Origin of the sequence: Haloferax denitrificans ATCC 35960, assembly GCF_000337795.1 — an archaeon.
Lineage (GTDB): Archaea > Halobacteriota > Halobacteria > Halobacteriales > Haloferacaceae > Haloferax > Haloferax denitrificans.
In genome coordinates this window covers 83,935-102,695 of sequence record NZ_AOLP01000004.1, presented here as the reverse complement: position 1 = coordinate 102,695, position 18,761 = coordinate 83,935, and the positions used below count along the sequence as shown (strand labels likewise).

The following is an 18,761-nucleotide window of genomic DNA, read 5'->3' as shown; positions in this document are numbered from 1 at the left end:
CACATGGTCGTCGGAGCACCCACCGAACTCCACCACACTCACACATGTCTCAACAGAAATCCGACTACGTAGACGACGCCGACATCGACGCCGACCTCGACCAGCTCCCCGACGACGAGGCCGTCGAAGTGACCGTCGAGAACCTCGAAGCGAGCGGGTTCGACGTCGTCGTCGTCGACACGGCCGACGAGGCGCTCGAAACCCTGCAGTCGCACATCCCCGCCGGCGTCTCCGTGATGAACGGCCACTCGACGACCCTCGAAGAAATCGGGTTCGACGACTACCTCGGCGAGGGCGACCACGACTGGGAGAGCCTGCCGGACCAGATTTGGAGCATCGACGACGACGCGGAGCGACAGGCCGCCCGCCGCGAGTCCCAGACCGCCGACTACTTCCTCGGCGGCATCAACGCCATCGCCCAGACGGGCGAACTCGTCGCCGCGGACCTCTCCGGGAGCCGCATCGGCGCGTACCCCTTCGCCGCCAGCAACGTCGTCATCGTCAGCGGTATCAACAAAATCGTGCCGACGCTCGACGACGCGCTGGACCGGCTCGAATCCGTCGCGTACCCGCTCGAAAACGAGCGCGCGAAGGAGGCCTACGGCGTCGAATCCATGATTGCGAAACAGCTCATCTTCCGGCAGGAAGTCGAGGAGGGCCGCACCACCGTCGTCCTCATCCGAGAGCAACTGGGCTACTAACGTCCGGCTCGCCTTCCCCCTCGACACGTTCCCACGCACCTCCGGGGAGCTTCCTGCGCCCGGGCAATCCATCACCACCACCACACCGGGCACCCCACCACAATCCCCCCGGAATCCACCGTTTTGCGGTCCCGCATCGTGAGCCGCGTCTGTTGCCGGCGAAACGCCGGCACAATCGATATGTGGCTCGGGCAGGTGCAGTCAGCGCGTCAGTGGTTCGCTGAAGGGGCACTGGGAAAGACGCTGTCTTGTTCCCTCGTTCGCCGGCACGAAGCGGCTCGAAGGGACAGCTGGACCAATCAAGCCGGCTCGCTGGAAGAGGCAATTCGGACGGCACTGGAGACCGTCCGTGAGACGTTCGAATCCACAACCGATGAGGACACGGCAGACCCGCTCGGGGAAGCACTTACTGACGTCCTTGAAGGACTGCTCATGGATGATGCTGCACCCGTCCAGCGCGGTATCGATGCCCTCAGTGATTTCCACCGCCAGCGTGTCCCGGACGAGCTCTATGCGTCCGAAGACGTTCTGGACCACTACACGAGTGCGTATCTCGTGCTCGCTCGCCATCGCGGTCTGGACGTGACCGTCGAAAACGAATACGTCCCAGCGGAAGTCTACGAAATCGACTGGACCCCGGTCGAACTCCCCGAAGACACACCCAGTGCGTTGCGAGACTGTACGAGGGTGCTGTCGCAGTAGAGTAGCAGTGGACGCTCGGGTCGCTATGTGATGAACCTGTGTGTCCTGTTTGTGTGCCGTATTCAGCACGCTCGCTGAGACCGACTCAAGACCCGAAACCGGTGGCTGAGAGTAATACCACGGTGAAAATCAGGAATGTTCGTCTATCCACTCGCAGAAGGCATCGAAATCGTGTGCTCCGGCACTCTCAGCGATGCTTCGGAGCGTCCCGGTACGTAGCTCGCTATGCAGCGGGACGGTTACCTGTCGGCGGTCTGCTCCGTTCGTCGGATGTTCGTAGTACAGTTGAGCGTGGTCACCAGTCGTTCGTCGCCACTCGAATCCGCCGACGTTGACCAGTGCTTTCACGACCTCCATCCCTGAAAACGTTCGCCGCCCCATCGATTAGTCGAGGACGTCCGGTGGTTCTTGGTCGCCCGTGGTGTTGTCCGCGGGGTCGATTCCCAGCGCACGAAGTTCTTCGTCCGTCGGTTCGCGTCCACGCTTCCCGGTGTGGACTGCGACAGCATCGTCGAGGTTGTCCAGCGCTTCCTCTCTGGACTCTCCCTGCGTGGTCACGCCCGTATCGACGTCCTTCGCGACCCACCAGCCGTCCTCTTGCCAGAGACGAATCTCGCCTTCGTTGGTATCGCCGTTACGAGTCGAACTGGCCATCTTACCTCTAGTTACCGGATGAACTGTATAAGCATTCGGCATACCGCTCTCACGGCGAAAATGAAAACGTGATTTGTTCGGGAACGGGTGAGCGTGATGACCGACTCGCGCCCCCTATTCAGCACGGCCTCAACAAACTGTCAGTGACTGAGGATTTCAACAGAGCCGTTCTCGGGAGTATCACGGCCACTGATATATCGAACCGTAGAAATATTCTTGGGACTGGAGCCGAATCGTGGGGTATGTCGGAACCCGCGCACCTGCTCGATACGTTCGACGAAGAGGACTGCACCTACTGCGACGGCGACCTCGTGACCGGGAGCTACAAAGACAACGACGCCATCGTCTGCGACGACTGCGGGACGCCCGCGGTCCAGCTCTGGTAGGCGACAGAGCGGGCCGAGCGGAGCGGGCGAGCCGACCGCCGGCGTCGAGCGGCGAGAGAGACGGCCGCGGAAAGACCAGTCGCCTCAGTCGCCGGTGACGATGTCGGCGACGCGGTCGCGGTCGAACAGCCGTTCGTCCTCGGGAATCTCGGGATACGCGCCGCCCGCGTACTCCGGCCACGCGCCGAACCGGTCGGGGTAGAGCTGTTTGGCCGTCATCTCCAGCTGGAACAGGTTCATAATCGGCCCCTGCACCGGCGTCCCCGAGGGGTAGACGCGGTCGTTCCGGACCGCGCTGAGTTCGCTCCCGACGGGGTGGTCTTCGAGGCGCTGGCGAATCGACGCCACGTCGTAGTACGAGTCGATACCGTAGCTGTGGAGCAGTACGTCGGGGTCGATTTCGAGCATCGCCTCGAAGTCGTAGGAGGTCTCGAACGTCACGTCGCCGGCGGCGAAGGCGTCGGTGACGCCGAGCGGGCGGATGTGCGAGGTCGCGAAGCCGGGCGCGTCGATTTTCGTCGGGTAGAACGTCTCGTCCATGTAGATGACGACGCCGACGGTCGGCCGCTCCGACTCGGGCGGGAGCTCCGACTGAACGGTGCTAAGGAGGTCGCTGTGGACCGCTTCGAGCGCCGCATAGCGGTCTTCCTCCTGAAACACCTGCCCGACTTTCTCGACGATTTCCCAGAGCGTGTAGTACTCGTAGTCGGCGGCGTACGGCTCGGGCGGCCGGGCGTGCGTGCGGCTGTAGGCGTTGCCGAACCACGGCGCGACCTGCTCGCGGATCTCCTCGACGTCGAACTGGTCCCAGCCGTCGAAGCCGGCCACGAGCGCCGGGTCGACGAGGTGCAGGTCGGAGTCCAGTTCGTAGACGAGCTCCTTGTCGATGTTGACGCTCCCGGACCCCGAGTTGAGTTGCGCGAGGTCGCTCCGGTCGAACGAGACGCCGTCGAGGCGCTCGTAGTAGGCGTCGAGCGTCCGGCCGCCGGCGTCGCTGTCGAAACCGAGGGAGTTCACCGCGTCGCCGTGGCCGAAGGCGACCGCGGCGTCGGCGTAGACGAGGTTGTACACCATCACGTCCTCGGGGACCGATTCGAACGCCACGTCGCCGGCCGGCGACATCGACACCGTGTATCCGGCGGCGTCGCCGTCGGCCGCGGTCTCCGCGTCGGAGGCCGCTTCGGTCGTGGTCGTCGCGGTGGCGTCCGCCGCCTCCGGCGAGGAATCCGCGTCGCTCCGTCCGGCACAGCCGGCCAGCAGGCCGCCCGCGAACAGCGCGCCGCCGCGCTTGAGATACGCGCGCCGCGTGGGGGTCACCCGGTCGGTGAGGTCTTCGCTCATAGTTTTAGGCACCCCTAAACGAATAAATGCGTTTCGAAAGTTTCGGGGAGCCTAAATCGGTACGCATATATGGATTAGGCCGGCCTAAACATACGATGGCAGACAGCGACGAACCGACGCGCAGGAAGTTCTTGACCTACGGTGGCTCGGTCGCGGTCGGCGGACTGCTCGCCGGCTGTACGGGTTCGTCCGAGTCGGACGCGACGGCGACGGACGCGGCCGCGGCGGACGCCACCGCGACCGCCGAGTCGACGGCGACGGGCGAGTCGACCGCGGGGTCCGCGGACGGCGGCGACTCGTACACGGTGTCGATGGCACCGATGGGCGAGGTGACGTTCGAGAGCGTCCCCGAGCGCATCTTCACGCGGCTGACCCACCACGCGGGGATGGCGTTCGCGCTCGGCCACGGCGACGCCGTCAACGCGATGCACGCCCCCGACTACTACGACGCGCTGTGGAATCAGTTCACGCCGCGACTCCCCGGCGTCGAACTCGACTGGAGCGGCCTGTACTCGTCGTGGGAGCCGTCGAAAGAGCGGCTCTACGAACTCGACAGCGACGTGCACCTCGCCGACCCCGCCAGCGTCTCCGCGCTCGGCAGTTGGAGTCAGGCCGACCTCGACGAAATCGAGGAGAACGTCGGCCCGTGGTTCGGCAACACGTTCAGCGCGCGACACCAGGAACCGCCGACCGAATGGGCCGACGCCTACGAGTACTACGGCCTCTGGGAGATATTCGCCAAGGTCGCACAGGTGCTACAGGAGGAAGCGAAGTACGAGGCGCTCGCGGCGGTCCGCGAGGAGTTGCTCGCGACGCTCGCGGCGGACCTCCCCCCGGAGGAGGACCGGCCGACCGCCGTGCTCCTCGGACCGAGCGACCTGGAGTCAATCTACGCCTACAACCTGAGCACGCCGGGCTTCCTGACCGCCCACACCCGCCCGCTGAAGCCGGTCAGCGCGTTCGGCGACGGCGTGGAGTCCGGCTCGACCGTCGACTTCGAGACGCTCCTCGAAGCCGACCCCGACGTGATTCTCACGCTCGGCGGGATGCACCCGAACACGAGCATGCCCGACATCCGGGCGGGCCTCCGCGACGACCCCGTCGGAGCCGAGATTTCGGCCGTGGCGAACGAGCGCGTCTACGCGCAGGCCGGCCGCTATCAGGGACCGATACTCAATCTGTTCCAGTTGGAGATGACCGCGAAACAGCTCTACCCGGACCAGTTCGGTGCGTGGCCCCAGTACAGCGAAGGGCCGTACCCCGAGATTCCCGACGAAGAACAGCTGTTCGACCGGCAACGCGTCGCCGACGTCATCAACGGGAATCTCTGAGGCGGAGGCGGCCGGCAGTGGCCGCGGTCGCCGCAGTACCGACGCGACCGCTCAGTCGGCGAGCCCGGCGTCCGCGACGGCCGCGCGAATCGCGCCGAACCGGACGAGGTCGGCCGCGGTCTCCAGTTCGCCGTCGAGTCGGCGGTCCTCGTCGAGCGGCGGAACCACGGACCGAATCGCGTCGCGGACGGCACCCGTGCCGGTGCCGAGTTCGAGGCCGTCGCCGAGGAACTCCGCGGCCTGCGAGCCACAGAGGAGTTCGACGCCGACGATGGTCGCGACGTTCTCGGCGACCGTGCGGGCGTTGAGGGCGCTCTGGCCGCTCATGCTCACGTGGTCTTCCTGCCCGCCGCTGACGGGCGTCGAATCGATGGATGGGCGACCGAGCGACCGGCACTCGTTGAGGAGCGCCGCGGCGGTGTACTGCGCAATCATGTACCCCGACCGGAGGCCGCTGTGTTCGGTCAGGAACGGCGGGAGATACGACTCCTGTACGTCCGGGTTGAGCATCCGGTCGGTCCGGCGCTCGGAGATGGCCGCGAGTTCGGTCAGCGCGCCGGCGGCGTAGTCGAGGCGGAGCGCCAGCGGTTCGCCGTGGAAGTTGCCCGCGGAGACGACGGCGGCCGCGTCGGTGCCGGGCGCGCGCTCGTCAACCGCGCCCGCCGGGAAGACGAGCGGGTTGTCGGTGACGCTGTTGAGTTCGACCTCGACGGCCTCGCGGAGGTGCGAGACGGCGTCTCTGACCGCGCCGTGGACCTGCGGGAGACAGCGAATCGAGTAGGCGTCCTGCACGCGCTCGCAGTCCTTGTGCGATTCGAGGACGGTCGAGTCGGCGGTGAGGCGGCGAATCTCGGCCGCGCTCTCCCGCTGGCCGGGGTGGGGGCGAATCTCGTGGATGGCGGGGTCGCAGTTCGCCGTGGTGCCCATCGTGACCTCGGTCGTGAGCGCGCCGGCGGCGTCGGCGGCCTCGACGGTTCGCTCGGCGTCGACGACGAACAGCGCCGCGAGGCCGACGGTGAGTTGCGTCCCGTTGATGAGCGCGAGGCCCTCCTTGGAGGCGAGCGTCACCGGCTCCAAGCCGGCGGCGCGCAGGGCCTCGTCGCCCGGCAGTCGCTCGCCGTCGACGCGGGCCTCGCCCTCGCCGATGAGGACGAGCGCCATGTGCGCGAGAGGCGCGAGGTCGCCGCTCGCGCCGAGGCTCCCGCGGGAGCGGACGACCGGCTGGACGCCCTCGTCGAGCATCGAGACGAGCAGGTCGACCACCGATGGTCGGATGCCCGAAAAGCCCTTGGCGAGCGTGTTGGCCCGGCTGACCATCATCGACCGGACCTCCTCGCGGGTGAGTTCGCGGCCCGCGCCGGCGGCGTGGCTCCGGACGAGGTTCGTCTGGAGTCGCTCGATGTCCTCGCGGTCGATGTGGGTCTCCACGAGGTGGCCGAAGCCGGTGTTGACGCCGTACACCGGCTCGCCGGAGTCGAGGACGGACTCGACGCGCTCGCGCGACTCGCGCATCCGCTCGCGCGACTCGGCGGCGAGTTCGACCGGGGCGTCGTGGCGGGCGACGGCGGCCACGTCCTCGGGGGTCAGCGACTCGCCGTCGAGCGTGACCGACTCGGGGAGCGACGCGGCGTCACTCACGGGCGACCACCCCCGATTTCAGCACGGTCGAAACGGGGTTCGTGTCGAACCGATAGGAGAGGTGCGACGCGGTCGGCACGTCGAGCACGACGGCGTCGGCCGGGCTTCCGGCGCGGAGCGTACCCGTGCCGTCGTCGAGGTCGAGCGCGCCCGCGGCGGCGCTCGTGACGCCCCGAATCGCCTCGTGGGGCGTCATTCGCATGCCGACGCTTGCGAGGGTGGCGACGAAGCTCATGCTTCGAGCGAAGCAGTTCGGGTTGAAATCAGTGGCGAGCGCGACCTCGTGGCCCGCGTCGAGGAAGGCGCGGGCGTCGGCGTAGTCGGCTCCGAGACCGAACGCCGTGCCGGGGAGCATGACCGGCGTGACGCCGGCTTCGACGAGTACGTCTCGGCCCTCGTCGTCGGTGTGGAGCAGGTGGTCAGCGCTGGCCGCGCCGACCGCGGCCGCCACGTCGGTGCCGCCGATGGCGGCGAACTCGTCGGCGTGAATCTTCGGCGTGAGACCGTGGTCGCGGCCCGCCTCCAGAATCCGGCGGGACTGCTCGGCGGTGAACACGCCGCGCTCGCAGAACACGTCGCAGAACTCGGCGACGCCCTGCTCGGCGACCGCGGGGAGTTGGTCGGAGACGACCGACTCGGTGTACGCCTCGGCGTCCATCCCGCGCGGGACGGCGTGCGCGCCCATGAACGTCGGAACCACGTCCACCGGGTGGTCAGACCCGGCCGCGTCGATAGCCGAGAGCATCCGCAGTTCGGTCTCGGTGTCGAGGCCGTAGCCGGTCTTCACCTCGACCGTCGTCGTCCCGTGGGCGAGCATCGCATCGAGATGTCCGGTGAGGTTCGCCGCCAACTCCTCGTCGGAGGCCTCGCGGACCGCGTCGACGGTGCGGAGGATGCCGCCGCCGTCGGCGAGAATCTCCTCGTAGGTCGCGCCCCGTAACTTCGCCACGAACTCGTCGGAGCGGTCGCCCGCGAACAGCGCGTGGGTGTGCGGGTCGACGAAGCCCGGCAGGACCGTCTTGCCGGTCGCGTCGATTGCGGTGTCGGCGTCTGCGACCGGGTATTCGGCGAGGACTTCGTCCGTCGGCCCGACGGCGACGACCTCGCCGTCGAGCGCGGCGAACGCGGCGTCTTCGAGGACGACGACGCTGGTTCCCTCGTCGGGGCCGACGACCAGTTCGGCCGCGTCGTGGACGACCGTGAGACCGGGTGAGTCCTGTGGCGTGCGACTCATTCGCCATCACCGACCGCGTCGTGGTCCCGCATCGGGATTCGGACGTTCGACCGGGTCGCCTCGTCCAGCGCGTCCTCGTAGCCGGCGTCGGCGTGGCGGATGACGCCCATGCCGGGGTCGGTCGTGAAGACGGCGCGGGCCTTCTCCGCCGCGAGGTCCGAGCCGTCGAGGACGACGTGGTTGTTCGCGTGCAGGGAGTTGCCGATGCCGACGCCGCCGCCGTCGTGGACGCTCACGATGTCCGCGCCCGCGGCGGTGTTGAGAAGCGCGTTCAGGATGGGCCAGTCGGCGACCGCGTCGGTGCCGTCGCGCATCGCCTCAGTCTCGCGGTACGGGCTGGCGACCGACCCGGCGTCGAGGTGGTCGCGGGTGACGACGACCGGCGCGGAGACCTCGCCCGAGGCGACGAGGTCGTTGATTTTCAGGGCGAAGCGGGCGCGCTCGGTGACCCCCTCGTCGTCGGTGGCGTAGCCGAGCCAGCAGACGCGCGAGGGGAGTCCCTGAAACGACACCTGCTCCTGTGCGAGGTCTATCCAGCGCATGAGCGACTCGTTTTCGGGGAACAGCGCCCGAATCGCCTCGTCGGTGCGGTGGATGTCGGCGGGGTCGCCGGAGAGCGCGGCCCAACGGAACGGCCCGCGCCCGCGGCAGAACATCGGGCGGATGTACGCCGGGACGAACCCGGGGAAGTCGAAGGCGTGTTCCATCCCGCGGTGGTTCTGGACCTGCCCGCGGAGGTTGTTGCCGTACTCGAAGGCGATTGCGCCCGCGTCCTGTAAATCGAGGATGGCCTGCACGTGGCGCTCCATCGTGTCGAGGCTCTCTTCGACGTATTTCTCGGGGTCGTCCTCGCGGAGCCGGTCGGCTTCCTCGACGGTGTAGCCGCTCGGGTAGTAGCCTTCGAGTTCGTCGTGGGCGCTGGTCTGGTCGGTGACCACGTCGGGAATCTCGTCGCGCGCGAGCAGTTCTTCGAGCATGTCCGCGGCGTTCATCTGGACGCCGACGCTGTAAGGCTCGCCCGCTTCGACGGCGGCTTTGGCGTTTTCGAGCGCCTCGTCCAGCGAGTCGGCGAACTCCATCAGGTAGTCCGTCTCGACCCGGCGCTCGATGCGGTCGGCCTGCACCTCGGCGGCGATGCAGACCCCGTGGTTCATCGTCACCGCGAGGGGCTGTGCGCCGCTCATCCCGCCGAGGCCGCCGGTGACGACGAGCTTCCCCCGCAGGTCGGCGTCGTAGTGCTGGCGGGCGAGTTCGGCCAGCGTCTCGTAGGTGCCCTGAATGATGCCCTGCGTGCCGATGTACGCCCACGACCCGGCGGTCATCTGGCCGTACATGATTTTCCCCTCGGCCTCCAGTTCGTGGAAGTGCTCCCAGTCGTCCCAGTGACCGACGAGGTTCGAGTTGGCGATGAGGACCCGCGGGGCGCGCTCGTGGGTCGGGAACCGTCCGACCGGCTTGCCCGACTGGACGAGGAGCGTCTCGTCGTCGGCGAGGTCGCGGAGTTCGGCGAGGATGGCGTCGTAGGCGTCCCACGAGCGGGCGGCGCGACCGGTCCCGCCGTAGACGACGAGGTCCTCGGGGCGCTCTCCCACCTCGGGGTCGAGGTTGTTGTTGAGCATCCGGAGCGCCGCCTCCTGTCGCCACCCCTTACACTCGATGTCCGTCCCGGTGGGCGCGCCCTGATACGCGAGCCACTCGTCGCTCGGGTCGCCGAGTCGGTCCCGCTGTGCCGACGATTGCTGGTCGTTCATACCGGTACCTTCGGGCGGAAGCCGAGTAGCGATTTCCCCACCTCACGGTGGGACATTTATATACGGGTGACGGAACAATCGCGTACTCGTGTACGAGGCGAGCCTTCGGATACGCGACGACAGCGCCTACGCGGCGGCGACCGCCGACAGCGCCGCGACCGTCGAGTTGTGGTGTAACGACCACTGCGATATGCTCAACGTGAGCGGCGGCGTCGGGTCCGACATCCTCGACCGCGTCCGCGACACCGTCGGCGTGGCGGCGTCGGTCGAGCGCGGCGACGAACTCGTCGTCGTCACCGCCGACTGCCTCCGACACCACGAAATCGACCACATCGAGGGCTACGTGCAGAAACACGGTCTCCTCCTCGTGCCGCCGCTTCGCTACCGCGACGGGGCCAAAGTGTGCCGTTTGCTCGCCGTCTCGGCCGACGACCTGACCGCGTGTTTCCGCGACCTCGTGGACAGCGGGTTCGACGTGAGCGTCGAGTCCAAGCGGTCGGTGTCGTTCGCCAGCGGGAGCGGTCCGCTGTTGGCCCCCGCCGACGCGATGCCAGAGCTCACCGGTCGCCAGCGCGAGGCGTTCGAACTGGCGTTTCGCGGCGGTTACTACGAGTTCCCCCGCGGCATCGAGACCGGGACCATCGCCGACGAGATGGGCGTCTCCCGTCGGACCGCCGAGGAACACCTGCGTCGGGCGGAAAGAAAAGTGATGGCGGCCGTCGCCCAGTACGTGCTGTAGGTCGGTCGCCGTCGGGGCCGTCTCGGGCGGCTCAGTCGTCGTCAGCCGCGGCTTTCAGTTCCAGCGTGTAGCCGAACGGGTCGGTGACGTACACCGCGGGCGCGACGCCCGTCGCCCCGAGGGGTTCGAGCTGGCGGTCGATTTCGACGCCCGCGGCTTCGAGGTGGTCGCGGAGTTCGTCGATGTCGTGGGCGAACTCGATGGCGACGTGGTCGAAGGCGGTCTCGGTCGGCGGGTCGAAGTTCTCGGCCGGCCGGAGGTGGATGACGCTCGCCGGGGTGAGCCGAACGGAGAAGAACGGCTTTTCGCCCGATTCGAACAGCTCGCGGTTCTCGATGTCGAAGCCGAGCGCGTCGCGGTAGAACTCGACCGCGGCGTCGAGGCCGTCGGCGGGGATGCGGAGGTTCACGTGGTCGATTGCCGTCGCGTCCATACCCGCACCGACGCGAGCACAGGAGGTAAAAATTCGTGCGGCGGCCATCGAGGACGGAGGGGATTCTGCGGCAGATAAATAAACAGTACTGAGTTTATAATTTCACAAATTTTAAAAATTGTGAAATTTGTAGAAATTCTAATCCAATATTCGTGTTTAGAGCCATTTTTGTGACGGGGTTCGTCCTTACGAGACGGCATAATAAACTCAATATTGTTTATTTCTCCACTCGCCGCGGGCTTCGGGGCCGCGACGCGACGACCGGAACGACGTTCCGGAATCGTAACCCATTGGTAGCAGGTCGGAGTACGCAGGGTGTGAACCAACAGCCGACGTCCGACGAGCGTTTGCTTGCGGGCTACCCGGGTCGGATGTTAGTCACCGTGTCGCTGGCGTGGGCGGTCCTCCAGACGGGCCGGTTTCTCCTGTCGCCGTTGTTGCCGACGATTATCGAGGAGCTACAGATAACGGAGGCGACCGCCGGCATCGCGCTGGCGCTGTTTCAGGGCGTCTACGCCGTCACCCAGTACCCCGGCGGCGAGTACTCCGACCGCTGGACGCGGGCGACGCTCATCGTCCCCGGACTGGGCATCCTCGTCCTCGGCTTCGCCACGTTCGGCCTCGCCGGCGGCCTCGCGGGCTTCGTCGCCGCGGCGGTCATCACGGGACTCGGGAAGGGGCTGTTCGCCATCCCCTCGCGGGCGCTCCTCTCTGACCTGTTCGTCGAACGCCGCGGCCGGGCGCTCGGCCTCTACGCCGCCGGCACCGACCTCGGCGGCCTCGTCTCCTCGGGGCTCGCCATCCTCGCGTTGACCTACGCGACGTGGCGGACGCCGTTTCTCCCGGTCGCCGTCGTCCTCGCGGGCCTCACCGTCCTCTACGCGTTCTGGTCGAGAGAAGGCTACGCCGTGGGGTCGCCCGAACTCCACGTCTCGGGGACGCTCCGTCGCCTCTTCGCCAGCGCGGAACAGCGCCGGACGCTCCTCGCGTTCGGGCTGTTTTACTTCATGGTCGGCGGCGTCATCAACTTCTTTCCGACCTACCTCATCGAGGCGAAGGGGTTCGACCAGCAGTTGGCGAGCGCGACGTTCGCCATCGTCTTCGCCGTCGGCATCACCATCAAGCCCGTCGCCGGCGGCCTGAGCGACCGGTTCCGCCGCGAGTCAATCGCCGTCGTCGGGATGCTCGTGGCCGCCGGCGCGCTCGCCGTCCTCTCGGCCGTGGAGGCGCGCCCGCTCATCTACGTCTCCGTCGTCGCGCTCGCGGCCGGCTACAAGACGGAGTTCCCGCTCGCGGACGCCATCATCATGGACAACGCGCCCGACGCCGACCGCGGGGCCGACCTCGGGGGCGCGCGGGCGCTGTTCCTCGGCGCGAACGCGTTGGGACCGGCGTACGTCGGCATCGTCGCCACCTACGCAAGCTACGTCGCCGCGTTCGCGGGGCTGGCTGTCTGTCTCGTCGTCGCGGCCGGACTCCTCTACTGGGACGCGCGAAAGTAGTGAGAGCAGATAAAAATCGTCGTCTCGGAACGGCGTTCGCGGGTGCCTCTGTTTCGGTCGCGGTCGGTGCGTCGGGTGCGGCGGAAGCGGTATAACGTGAGCCGAGTGCCCGCTCAGCCGTCGAGTTTCGCCTTCGTGTAGGCTTTCAGCCCCCCCTGTTCGACGAGCGACTGGAGGAACTCGGGGAGCGCCTCCGCCTCGTACGTCTCGTCTCGCGTGTGGTTCGTCACGACGCCCGCGTCGAGGTCGACGTGAATCTCGTCGCCGTCCTCGATGGCGTCCGCGCCGGGGCAGATGAGCACCGGCAGGCCGAGGTTGATGGCGTTGCGGAAGAAGATGCGCGCGAACGACTGCGCGACGACCGCCGAGACGCCCGCGCCGACGAGCGACAGCGGCGAGTGCTCCCGCGACGACCCGCTTCCGAAGTTCTCGCCGGCGACGACGAAGTCGCCGGTCTCGACCGACCCGGAGAACTCGGGTCTGAGGTCCTCGAAGGCGTGGCTGGCGAGTTCGTCGGGGTCCGACGAGACGATGAAGCGCGACGGGGTTATCTGGTCGGTGTCGATGTTGTCGCCGAAGACCCACGCGCGACCGGGTTCTGCGGGGTCGGGACGGCCGCCGTCGCCGGCGAACGCGTCAGTCATGGAAGCACCTCCGCGAACACCGTGTCGTCGTAGCGTTTCGTCTCGACCTCGCGGGGGTCGGTGATTTCGCCGTACAGCGCGCTCGCTCCGACGGTCGCCGGACTCGACAGGTAGACCGACGACTCCATCGACCCCTCGCGGCCGGGGAAGTTCCGGTTCGCCGTGGCGAGACAGACGTCGCCGTCGCCGAGGACGCCCTGATGGTAGCCCGCGCAGGGGCCACAGCCGGCGCTCTGGATGACCGCGCCCGCGTCGGTGAGCGTCTGGAAGACGCCCGTCTGGAGCATGTGCTGGTAGACGGACTTCGAGGCGGGGACGACGACCATCCGGACGTTCGGGGCGATGGTCTCGCCCGCGAGGATGTCCGCGACGACCTTGATGTCCTCGTACCGGCCGTTCGTGCAGGTGCCGACGAACAGCTGGTCGATTTCGGTGCCCGCGACCTCGGTCACGTCGACCGCGTTCTCGGGGTTCGACGGCTTCGAGACCTGCGGGGCGAGAGCGGCCGCGTCGTACGTGTGGACCGCCTCGTAGTCGGCGTCGTCGTCGGAGACGAACGCGTCGCCGAGGTCGATTTCGTTCCCGGTCTGGCGTTCGAGGTACGACTCGGTGCGCTCGTCGGGCGCGACGAGTCCCGTCTTGCCGCCCATCTCGATGGCCATGTTCGAGAGGACGAGACGCTCGTGAATCGGGAGCGACTCGATGGTGCTCCCGGCGTACTCGGCGGCCATGTAGGTACAGCCGTCGAAGCCCACGTCGCCGATGAAGCGCAGGATGAGGTCCTTCGCGTAGACGCCGTCCTGGAGGTCGCCGTCGACCTCGAAGCGCAGGGTCTTCGGGACGCGAAACCAGAGTTCGCCCGTCGCGAGCGCGGTCCCGAGGTCGGTCGAGCCGACGCCGGTCCCGAACGCGCCGATGCCGCCGTAGGTCGTCGAGTGGGAGTCCGCGCCGATGACGAGGTCGCCGGGGCCGACGAAGCCCTCCTCGACGAGCACGGCGTGGCAGATGCCGTCGCCCACGTCGAACTGGTGTGCGCCGTGTTCCGCCGCGAACTCGCGGACCGCGTTGTGGTTGTTCGCGGCCTGCACGCCGTCCGCGGGGGCGTGGTGGTCGATGGTGAAGACGGTCCGGTCGGGCGCGAACAGCTCGCCGTCGTCGCCCGTCACCTCGTCGAACGTCTGGAACGCGAGCGGCCCGGTGATGTCGTGGGCCATCGCCACGTCCACGTCGGCCTCGACGTAGTCGCCGGCGCGGGCGTCGGTGCCGGACTTCGCCGAAAGCAGTTTCTCAGCGAGGGTCTTGCCGGACATCTCAGTCCCCCTCCCCGTCGGCCGCGACGGTGTCGAGGACGCCCTCGACGGTGCCGCCCGCGAGGACGTGACTCGTCAGGCCGAGGCCCAGTCGGTCGGACACGTCGTGGGCGGCCGCCTCGATGCGGCCGAAGTCGACGCCGTGGCCGACGCCCATGCGTTCGAGCATCTGGACGAGGTCCTCGGTCGGCGTGTTGCCGACGCCGGACATGTCGCCCGGGAGGACGACGCCGCCGCCGAGCCCGCAGACCGAGGCGTCGAAGCGGTCGACGCCGACGGCCATCGCGGCCAGCGTGTTGGCGAGGCTCATCCCGTTCGTGTCGTGGAGGTGCAGGCCCATGTCGAGGCCGGGATGCGCCTCGAACGCGGCGGTGAACCGCTCCGTGATTTCGACCGGGTTGGCGAGGCCCATCGTCGTCGCCAGCGTCACCTCGTCGACGCCGGAGTCGACGACGCTGTCGACGACCGCGAGGGTCTCCGCGGGGTCGATTGCGCCCTCGTAGGGACAGTAGAAGCTCGTGCCCATCCCGGCTTCGACCTCGATGCCGTGGTCGTGGGCGAGGGCGACGATGTCGTCCATCTCCGCGAGCACCTCCTCGCGGGTGCGATTCTGGTTTTTGCTCGTGTAGGTCTCGCTCACCGTGACGAGCGCGTTCACCTTGTCCACCTCGGCCTCGACGGCGCGCTCCATGCCCCGGAGGTTGGGGACGAGCGCCCGGTAGGTCACGCCGTCGCGGCGGGTGATTCGCTTCGCCACCTCGTCGGCGTCCCGCAGGGTCGGGACGGCCTTCGGGTGGGTGAAAGAGGAGAGCTCGATTTCGTCCACGCCGGTGTCCGAGAGGGCGTCGATTATCTCGACTTTCTCGTCGGTCGGGACGAACTCGTCGAGGCGCTGGAACCCGTCGCGCGGGAGCATCTCGACGACGTGGACGCGCTCGGGAAGCGAGTCGAGGAGGCTCATATCACGTCCTCCGCTTCGAGGTCCGAAAGCACCGACTCGTCGTAGCCGAGGCGGTCGCGGTAGACCGCGTCGTTGTGTTCGCCGAGCGACGGACCGAGGTGGTCGACCCGCCCGGGCGTCTCCGAGAACTTCGGGAAGGCGTTCTGGACGACCGCCTCGCCGAGGTCCGGGTCGTCGACCGTCAGGAACGCCTCGCGCGCCGCGTAGTGCTCGTCGTTGAGGATGTCCTCGACGTTGTAGACGGGCGCGAGCGTCGCGTCGGCCGCCTCGAACGCGTCGAGCACCTCCTCGCGGCTGTGGTCGTCCATCCAGTCTTGGATGATGGCGTCGAGTTCGTCGACGTGCTCCAGTCGGTCCTCGTTGGTCTCGAACCGCGGGTCGTCTTTCAGGTCGGGGCGGTCGATGGCGTCGAACGTGCGCTCGGCGAGCGGTTGGGCGCTCGCGGAGATGGCGACCCAGCGGTCGTCGCCCGTCCGGTAGACGTTCCGCGGGGCCGACGAGGTCGAGCGGTTGCCCGACCGCGACTCGATTTCGCCGAGTTGGTCGTAGCGGAGCGGTTGCGGCCCGAGCAGGCCGAAGATAGGTTCGATGAGGCTCGTGTCGATGTACTGGCCGCCGCCGCCGTGGACGTCGCGGTGGTAGAGCGCGAACATCACCGCGAACGTCGAAAACAGCGCCGCGATGTTGTCGGCGAGGCCGGTCGGCGGGAGCAACGGGGGCGAGTCGGGGAAGCCGTTGAGGTAGGCGAAGCCGGACATCGCCTCCGCGAGCGTCCCGAAGCCGGGGCGCTCGGCGTACGGGCCGGTCTGGCCGAAGCCGGACATCCGGAGCATCACGAGGTCGTCGTTGACCTCGGAGAGTCGCTCCCAGCCGACGTTCCAGCGTTCGAGCGTGCCGGGTCGGAAGTTCTCGATGAGGAGGTCCGCCTCGCCCACGAGGTCCTCGAACACCGCCGCGCCCTCGTCGGTGGAGATGTTCAGGGTGATAGACTGCTTGTTCCGCGAGAGGTACTTGTGCCAGAGGCCGACGCCGTCTTTCTGTGGACCGAAGCGGCGGATGTGGTCGCCGAACGCCGGGTGTTCGATTTTGATGACCGTCGCCCCGAAGTCGGCCAGGAAGCGGCCGACGGTCGGGCCGGATATCATCGACCCGGCTTCGAGGACGACGAGGCCGTCGAGTGGTCCGTTCGTGTCGTTCGTCATGTCGTGTGTGTCTTCTCGTTCTGTGTCGCGTGTGGTGGTCGTCTGGTGGTGCGTGTGGGTGGCCGCGTTCGTGTGCCCGGTCGCGTTCGGCCGGTCAGTCAGCGTTATGGGTCGGCGGCGGGTCGAGTGAGTCGCGTCGGGTCTCCGCCGTCTTCACACCGGCCGGTCGATGTGGGTGCCGTGGCCCTTCGTGCCGACTATCTCCCCGTCGTCGTAGGCGAGTTCGCCCTTCACGACGGTCTGAGTCGGCCAGCCGGTGACGTCTCGGCCCTCGTAGGGGGAGTAGCCGCTGACGCTGTGTAACAGTTCCGGCGTGACCGTCTTCGTCTCGTCGAGGTCGACGACGGCGAGGTCGGCGTCGCTTCCGACCCGGACCGTCCCCTTCTTGGGGTAGAGATTGAACGCCTTCGCCGCGTTGGTGCTCGTGACCTCGACGGCGCGCTCCAGCGAGATGCGGCCCTCGTTGACGCCCTCCGAGAGGATGAGCGGGAGCATCACGGGCGTCGAGGGGAACCCGAGCAGGCTGTCGCGGATGCCGTCGCCGAACTTGTTCTCCGCGAGGTTGGCGCAGTGGTCGGTCCCGATAGTCGAGATGGTGCCGTCGGCGAGGCGCTCCCAGAGCGTCTCTTGGTCGGCTTTCGACCGGACCGGCGGGTTCACCTTCATGCGCTCGTCGCACTCCTCTGTGGTGAGCGCGAGATAGTGGATACACGTCTCGCCCCACGCTTCGTAGCCCGCGTCGTGGAGCGCGGCGAGTTCGTCGGCCGTCCCCCCGGCGGAGATGTGGACCGCGTAGAAGCGGTCGTCGTAGCCGTGGACCTTGGCGAGCGCGGCCCCGGCGACCATGCTCTGGGTCTCGGCGTAGCCGGGGAACTCCTCGACCATCACCTCGTAGCCCTCGTCGGCGTCGGCGTCGGTGTCGTCGGACTCCGAGGTGACGTAGACGTTGCCGCCGGCGAGCGCGTTCGTGATTTCGACGTTCTCGGAGTGGTAGCCGAGCGTCGTCGGCACGTCCTGTTCGGCGAGTTTCCGGACGAACGCGTCGCCGAAGTCGTCGTGCATATCGCAGTCGACGCCGAACTTCTCGCGGGCGGCGTCCTTGTAGTTCATGTACCACTTGAACGTCGTGATGCCGAACTCGTCGATGATGGTCGGAATCTCCTCGACGTGCTCCATCGAGAGCAGGCCGAGCGAGAAGAAGTAATCGTGGTAGTAGTTCGGCTCCGCCTCGTCGAAGTAGCCCGGCATGATGTCCTCGTAGGCCCCGGCCCGGCGGAAGTAGTTCCCGATGGTGGTCACGCCGCCGACGAGGTCGGACTTGGACTCGGACTCGGCGTCCGCCTCCAGTCCGCGGTAGATACCGTGGTGGGTGTGCGGGTCGATTGCGCCCGGGAGCACGTGCTTGCCCGTCGCGTCGATTTCCGTCTCGCCCGAGAGCGTCCCGGGCGCGGCGACGGCGGAGATTGTCTCGCCGTCGGCCGCGACGTCGGCCTCGAACGTGCCGTGTTCGGGCGTGACGACGGTGCCGTTCGAGATGACGAGGTCGTGGTCGTGGGTCATAGCGTCTCGACCCACTCCTCGACCGCCTCGGTCTCCAGCACCTCGGCGTACTTCATCCACAGGTCGAGGAGGCCGATTTTGTGCGACGCCTCGATGCGGTCGAAGATGCACTCCTGCGGCAGGACGACGCTGAGGCCGTTCTGCTTTGCGTCCACCGCGGTGGCGCGGACGCACCCGCTCGTGGAGTTGCCGACGATGATGACCGAGTCGTGGCCCCCGCGGACGAGCCGCGAGAGCAGGTCGGTCCCGTAGAACGCCGACGCGTAGGACTTGTCGACGACGGTGTCGCCCTCCTCGGGCGCGACCGGGTCGACGATGTCGAGGTCGGGGTGGTCGGGGTCGTCGTAGCTCGACGGGACGACCCGCGTGTACGTCACCGGAAGCCCCTGCTCCCGCGCGAAGTCGAGGAACGGGTCGATGTGCTCGATGGCGTCCCACGCGATGTCGCCCATCGCGGTGCGGTACTCCTCGATGGCGTCGAGGATGGGGACGTTCTCGCCGACGATGAGCCGCTGCATGTCGATGACGAGAACCATCGGGTTCTCGCCCATGCCGCGGGACTCCCACGACGAGGCGCCCTCCTTGTCGTAACCAGCCTTCGTGATGACCTGTTTATCCTGTTCGGATAGCAGGTCCTCCCAGATACGGTCTGTCATGACTCGCTTCGCTTGA

The 18,761-nt window shown here is 67.6% G+C and carries 19 protein-coding genes; 6 read left to right on the top strand and 13 right to left on the bottom strand.

The window, feature by feature from the left end:
• The first annotated feature begins 44 nt into the window (after positions 1-44).
• Together C438_RS03355 and C438_RS03350 are read left to right on the top strand one after the other, a co-directional pair.
• Entirely contained in the window at positions 45-701 is a 657-nt protein-coding gene (locus C438_RS03355) for a lactate utilization protein (RefSeq protein WP_004967854.1), read from the top strand.
• A 180-nt stretch (positions 702-881) separates the two neighbouring features.
• The gene (locus tag C438_RS03350; protein WP_004967853.1) at positions 882-1,403 is read left to right on the top strand and encodes an Imm49 family immunity protein; all 522 of its coding nucleotides are present in this window, start codon (positions 882-884) and stop codon (positions 1,401-1,403) included.
• A gap of 129 nt (positions 1,404-1,532) precedes the next feature.
• Here C438_RS03350 and C438_RS03345 read toward each other — a convergent pair whose 3' ends face one another.
• Together C438_RS03345 and C438_RS03340 are read right to left on the bottom strand one after the other, a co-directional pair.
• Complete coding sequence (locus tag C438_RS03345) at positions 1,533-1,784, bottom strand: type II toxin-antitoxin system HicA family toxin (protein ID WP_004967852.1); 252 nt, start codon at positions 1,782-1,784, stop codon at positions 1,533-1,535.
• 3 nt (positions 1,785-1,787) lie between these two features.
• Positions 1,788-2,057 (bottom strand): type II toxin-antitoxin system HicB family antitoxin, encoded by a 270-nt coding sequence (locus C438_RS03340; protein ID WP_004967851.1) that lies wholly within the window; start codon positions 2,055-2,057, stop codon positions 1,788-1,790.
• 242 nt (positions 2,058-2,299) lie between these two features.
• Here C438_RS03340 and C438_RS19610 point away from each other — a divergent pair, with 242 nt between their 5' ends.
• A complete protein-coding gene (locus tag C438_RS19610) occupies positions 2,300-2,443 on the top strand; it encodes an HVO_A0556 family zinc finger protein (RefSeq protein WP_004967850.1) in 144 nt (47 codons plus the stop codon).
• An 84-nt stretch (positions 2,444-2,527) separates the two neighbouring features.
• Here the strand turns inward: C438_RS19610 and C438_RS03335 are convergent, their stop codons facing one another.
• Positions 2,528-3,784, bottom strand: a complete 1,257-nt coding sequence (locus tag C438_RS03335; RefSeq protein ID WP_004967849.1) for an ABC transporter substrate-binding protein — start codon at positions 3,782-3,784, stop codon at positions 2,528-2,530.
• Between the two features lie 95 nt (positions 3,785-3,879).
• On the opposite strand from C438_RS03335, the gene C438_RS03330 reads away from it, so the two are divergent.
• Positions 3,880-5,115: an ABC transporter substrate-binding protein gene (locus tag C438_RS03330; RefSeq protein ID WP_004967848.1), complete on the top strand. Its 1,236-nt coding sequence runs from the start codon at positions 3,880-3,882 to the stop codon at positions 5,113-5,115.
• A gap of 51 nt (positions 5,116-5,166) precedes the next feature.
• Here the strand turns inward: C438_RS03330 and hutH are convergent, their stop codons facing one another.
• The 3 genes from hutH to hutU are packed head-to-tail and all read right to left on the bottom strand — an operon-like array spanning position 5,167 to position 9,738.
• A complete protein-coding gene (gene hutH / locus C438_RS03325; RefSeq protein ID WP_004967847.1) occupies positions 5,167-6,753 on the bottom strand; it encodes a histidine ammonia-lyase in 1,587 nt (528 codons plus the stop codon).
• A complete protein-coding gene (gene hutI / locus C438_RS03320) occupies positions 6,746-7,987 on the bottom strand; it encodes an imidazolonepropionase (protein ID WP_004967846.1) in 1,242 nt (413 codons plus the stop codon). Before hutI ends, hutH begins: the two co-directional genes overlap by 8 nt.
• Positions 7,984-9,738 carry a urocanate hydratase gene (gene hutU / locus C438_RS03315; RefSeq protein ID WP_004967845.1) on the bottom strand — a complete coding sequence of 585 codons (1,755 nt, stop codon included), beginning with the start codon at positions 9,736-9,738 and terminating at the stop codon, positions 7,984-7,986. Before hutU ends, hutI begins: the two co-directional genes overlap by 4 nt.
• 88 nt (positions 9,739-9,826) lie before the next feature.
• Between hutU and C438_RS03310 the strand changes: the two genes are divergently transcribed.
• A complete protein-coding gene (locus C438_RS03310) occupies positions 9,827-10,477 on the top strand; it encodes a helix-turn-helix domain-containing protein (protein ID WP_004967844.1) in 651 nt (216 codons plus the stop codon).
• Between the two features lie 31 nt (positions 10,478-10,508).
• Here C438_RS03310 and C438_RS03305 read toward each other — a convergent pair whose 3' ends face one another.
• Complete coding sequence (locus tag C438_RS03305; RefSeq protein WP_004967843.1) at positions 10,509-10,910, bottom strand: VOC family protein; 402 nt, start codon at positions 10,908-10,910, stop codon at positions 10,509-10,511.
• Positions 10,911-11,281: 371 nt separating this feature from the next.
• Between C438_RS03305 and C438_RS03300 the strand changes: the two genes are divergently transcribed.
• Positions 11,282-12,412, top strand: a complete 1,131-nt coding sequence (locus C438_RS03300; RefSeq protein WP_004967842.1) for an MFS transporter — start codon at positions 11,282-11,284, stop codon at positions 12,410-12,412.
• Positions 12,413-12,525: 113 nt separating this feature from the next.
• Here C438_RS03300 and C438_RS03295 read toward each other — a convergent pair whose 3' ends face one another.
• From C438_RS03295 to C438_RS03270, 6 genes are all read right to left on the bottom strand, one after another.
• Entirely contained in the window at positions 12,526-13,056 is a 531-nt protein-coding gene (locus C438_RS03295; protein ID WP_004967841.1) for a 3-isopropylmalate dehydratase small subunit, read from the bottom strand.
• On the bottom strand, positions 13,053-14,366 hold the full coding sequence (locus C438_RS03290) for a 3-isopropylmalate dehydratase large subunit (protein WP_004967840.1): 1,314 nt from the start codon (positions 14,364-14,366) through the stop codon (positions 13,053-13,055). Before C438_RS03290 ends, C438_RS03295 begins: the two co-directional genes overlap by 4 nt.
• Position 14,367: 1 nt before the next feature.
• Positions 14,368-15,327 (bottom strand): hydroxymethylglutaryl-CoA lyase, encoded by a 960-nt coding sequence (locus tag C438_RS03285; protein WP_004967839.1) that lies wholly within the window; start codon positions 15,325-15,327, stop codon positions 14,368-14,370.
• Positions 15,324-16,529 carry a CaiB/BaiF CoA transferase family protein gene (locus C438_RS03280; RefSeq protein ID WP_004967838.1) on the bottom strand — a complete coding sequence of 402 codons (1,206 nt, stop codon included), beginning with the start codon at positions 16,527-16,529 and terminating at the stop codon, positions 15,324-15,326. Before C438_RS03280 ends, C438_RS03285 begins: the two co-directional genes overlap by 4 nt.
• A 153-nt stretch (positions 16,530-16,682) precedes the next feature.
• Entirely contained in the window at positions 16,683-18,089 is a 1,407-nt protein-coding gene (locus C438_RS03275) for a dihydroorotase (protein ID WP_004967837.1), read from the bottom strand.
• Entirely contained in the window at positions 18,086-18,745 is a 660-nt protein-coding gene (locus C438_RS03270) for an isochorismatase family protein (protein ID WP_004967836.1), read from the bottom strand. The genes C438_RS03275 and C438_RS03270 overlap by 4 nt, the downstream gene beginning before the upstream one ends.
• Positions 18,746-18,761 lie beyond the last annotated feature (16 nt).

Excerpts from the sequence above, each read along its gene's own strand:
- C438_RS03355 (WP_004967854.1), top strand. The coding sequence starts at position 45 with ATGTCTCAACAGAAATCCGACTACGTAGACGACGCCGACATCGACGCC.
- C438_RS03350 (WP_004967853.1), top strand. The coding sequence starts at position 882 with ATGTGGCTCGGGCAGGTGCAGTCAGCGCGTCAGTGGTTCGCTGAAGGG.
- C438_RS03345 (WP_004967852.1), bottom strand. The coding sequence starts at position 1,784 with ATGGGGCGGCGAACGTTTTCAGGGATGGAGGTCGTGAAAGCACTGGTC.
- C438_RS03340 (WP_004967851.1), bottom strand. The coding sequence starts at position 2,057 with ATGGCCAGTTCGACTCGTAACGGCGATACCAACGAAGGCGAGATTCGT.
- C438_RS19610 (WP_004967850.1), top strand. The coding sequence starts at position 2,300 with ATGTCGGAACCCGCGCACCTGCTCGATACGTTCGACGAAGAGGACTGC.
- C438_RS03335 (WP_004967849.1), bottom strand. The coding sequence starts at position 3,784 with ATGAGCGAAGACCTCACCGACCGGGTGACCCCCACGCGGCGCGCGTAT.
- C438_RS03330 (WP_004967848.1), top strand. The coding sequence starts at position 3,880 with ATGGCAGACAGCGACGAACCGACGCGCAGGAAGTTCTTGACCTACGGT.
- hutI (WP_004967846.1), bottom strand. The coding sequence starts at position 7,987 with ATGAGTCGCACGCCACAGGACTCACCCGGTCTCACGGTCGTCCACGAC.
- hutU (WP_004967845.1), bottom strand. The coding sequence starts at position 9,738 with ATGAACGACCAGCAATCGTCGGCACAGCGGGACCGACTCGGCGACCCG.
- C438_RS03305 (WP_004967843.1), bottom strand. The coding sequence starts at position 10,910 with ATGGACGCGACGGCAATCGACCACGTGAACCTCCGCATCCCCGCCGAC.
- C438_RS03300 (WP_004967842.1), top strand. The coding sequence starts at position 11,282 with ATGTTAGTCACCGTGTCGCTGGCGTGGGCGGTCCTCCAGACGGGCCGG.
- C438_RS03295 (WP_004967841.1), bottom strand. The coding sequence starts at position 13,056 with ATGACTGACGCGTTCGCCGGCGACGGCGGCCGTCCCGACCCCGCAGAA.
- C438_RS03290 (WP_004967840.1), bottom strand. The coding sequence starts at position 14,366 with ATGTCCGGCAAGACCCTCGCTGAGAAACTGCTTTCGGCGAAGTCCGGC.
- C438_RS03285 (WP_004967839.1), bottom strand. The coding sequence starts at position 15,327 with ATGAGCCTCCTCGACTCGCTTCCCGAGCGCGTCCACGTCGTCGAGATG.
- C438_RS03280 (WP_004967838.1), bottom strand. The coding sequence starts at position 16,529 with ATGACGAACGACACGAACGGACCACTCGACGGCCTCGTCGTCCTCGAA.
- C438_RS03275 (WP_004967837.1), bottom strand. The coding sequence starts at position 18,089 with ATGACCCACGACCACGACCTCGTCATCTCGAACGGCACCGTCGTCACG.
- C438_RS03270 (WP_004967836.1), bottom strand. The coding sequence starts at position 18,745 with ATGACAGACCGTATCTGGGAGGACCTGCTATCCGAACAGGATAAACAG.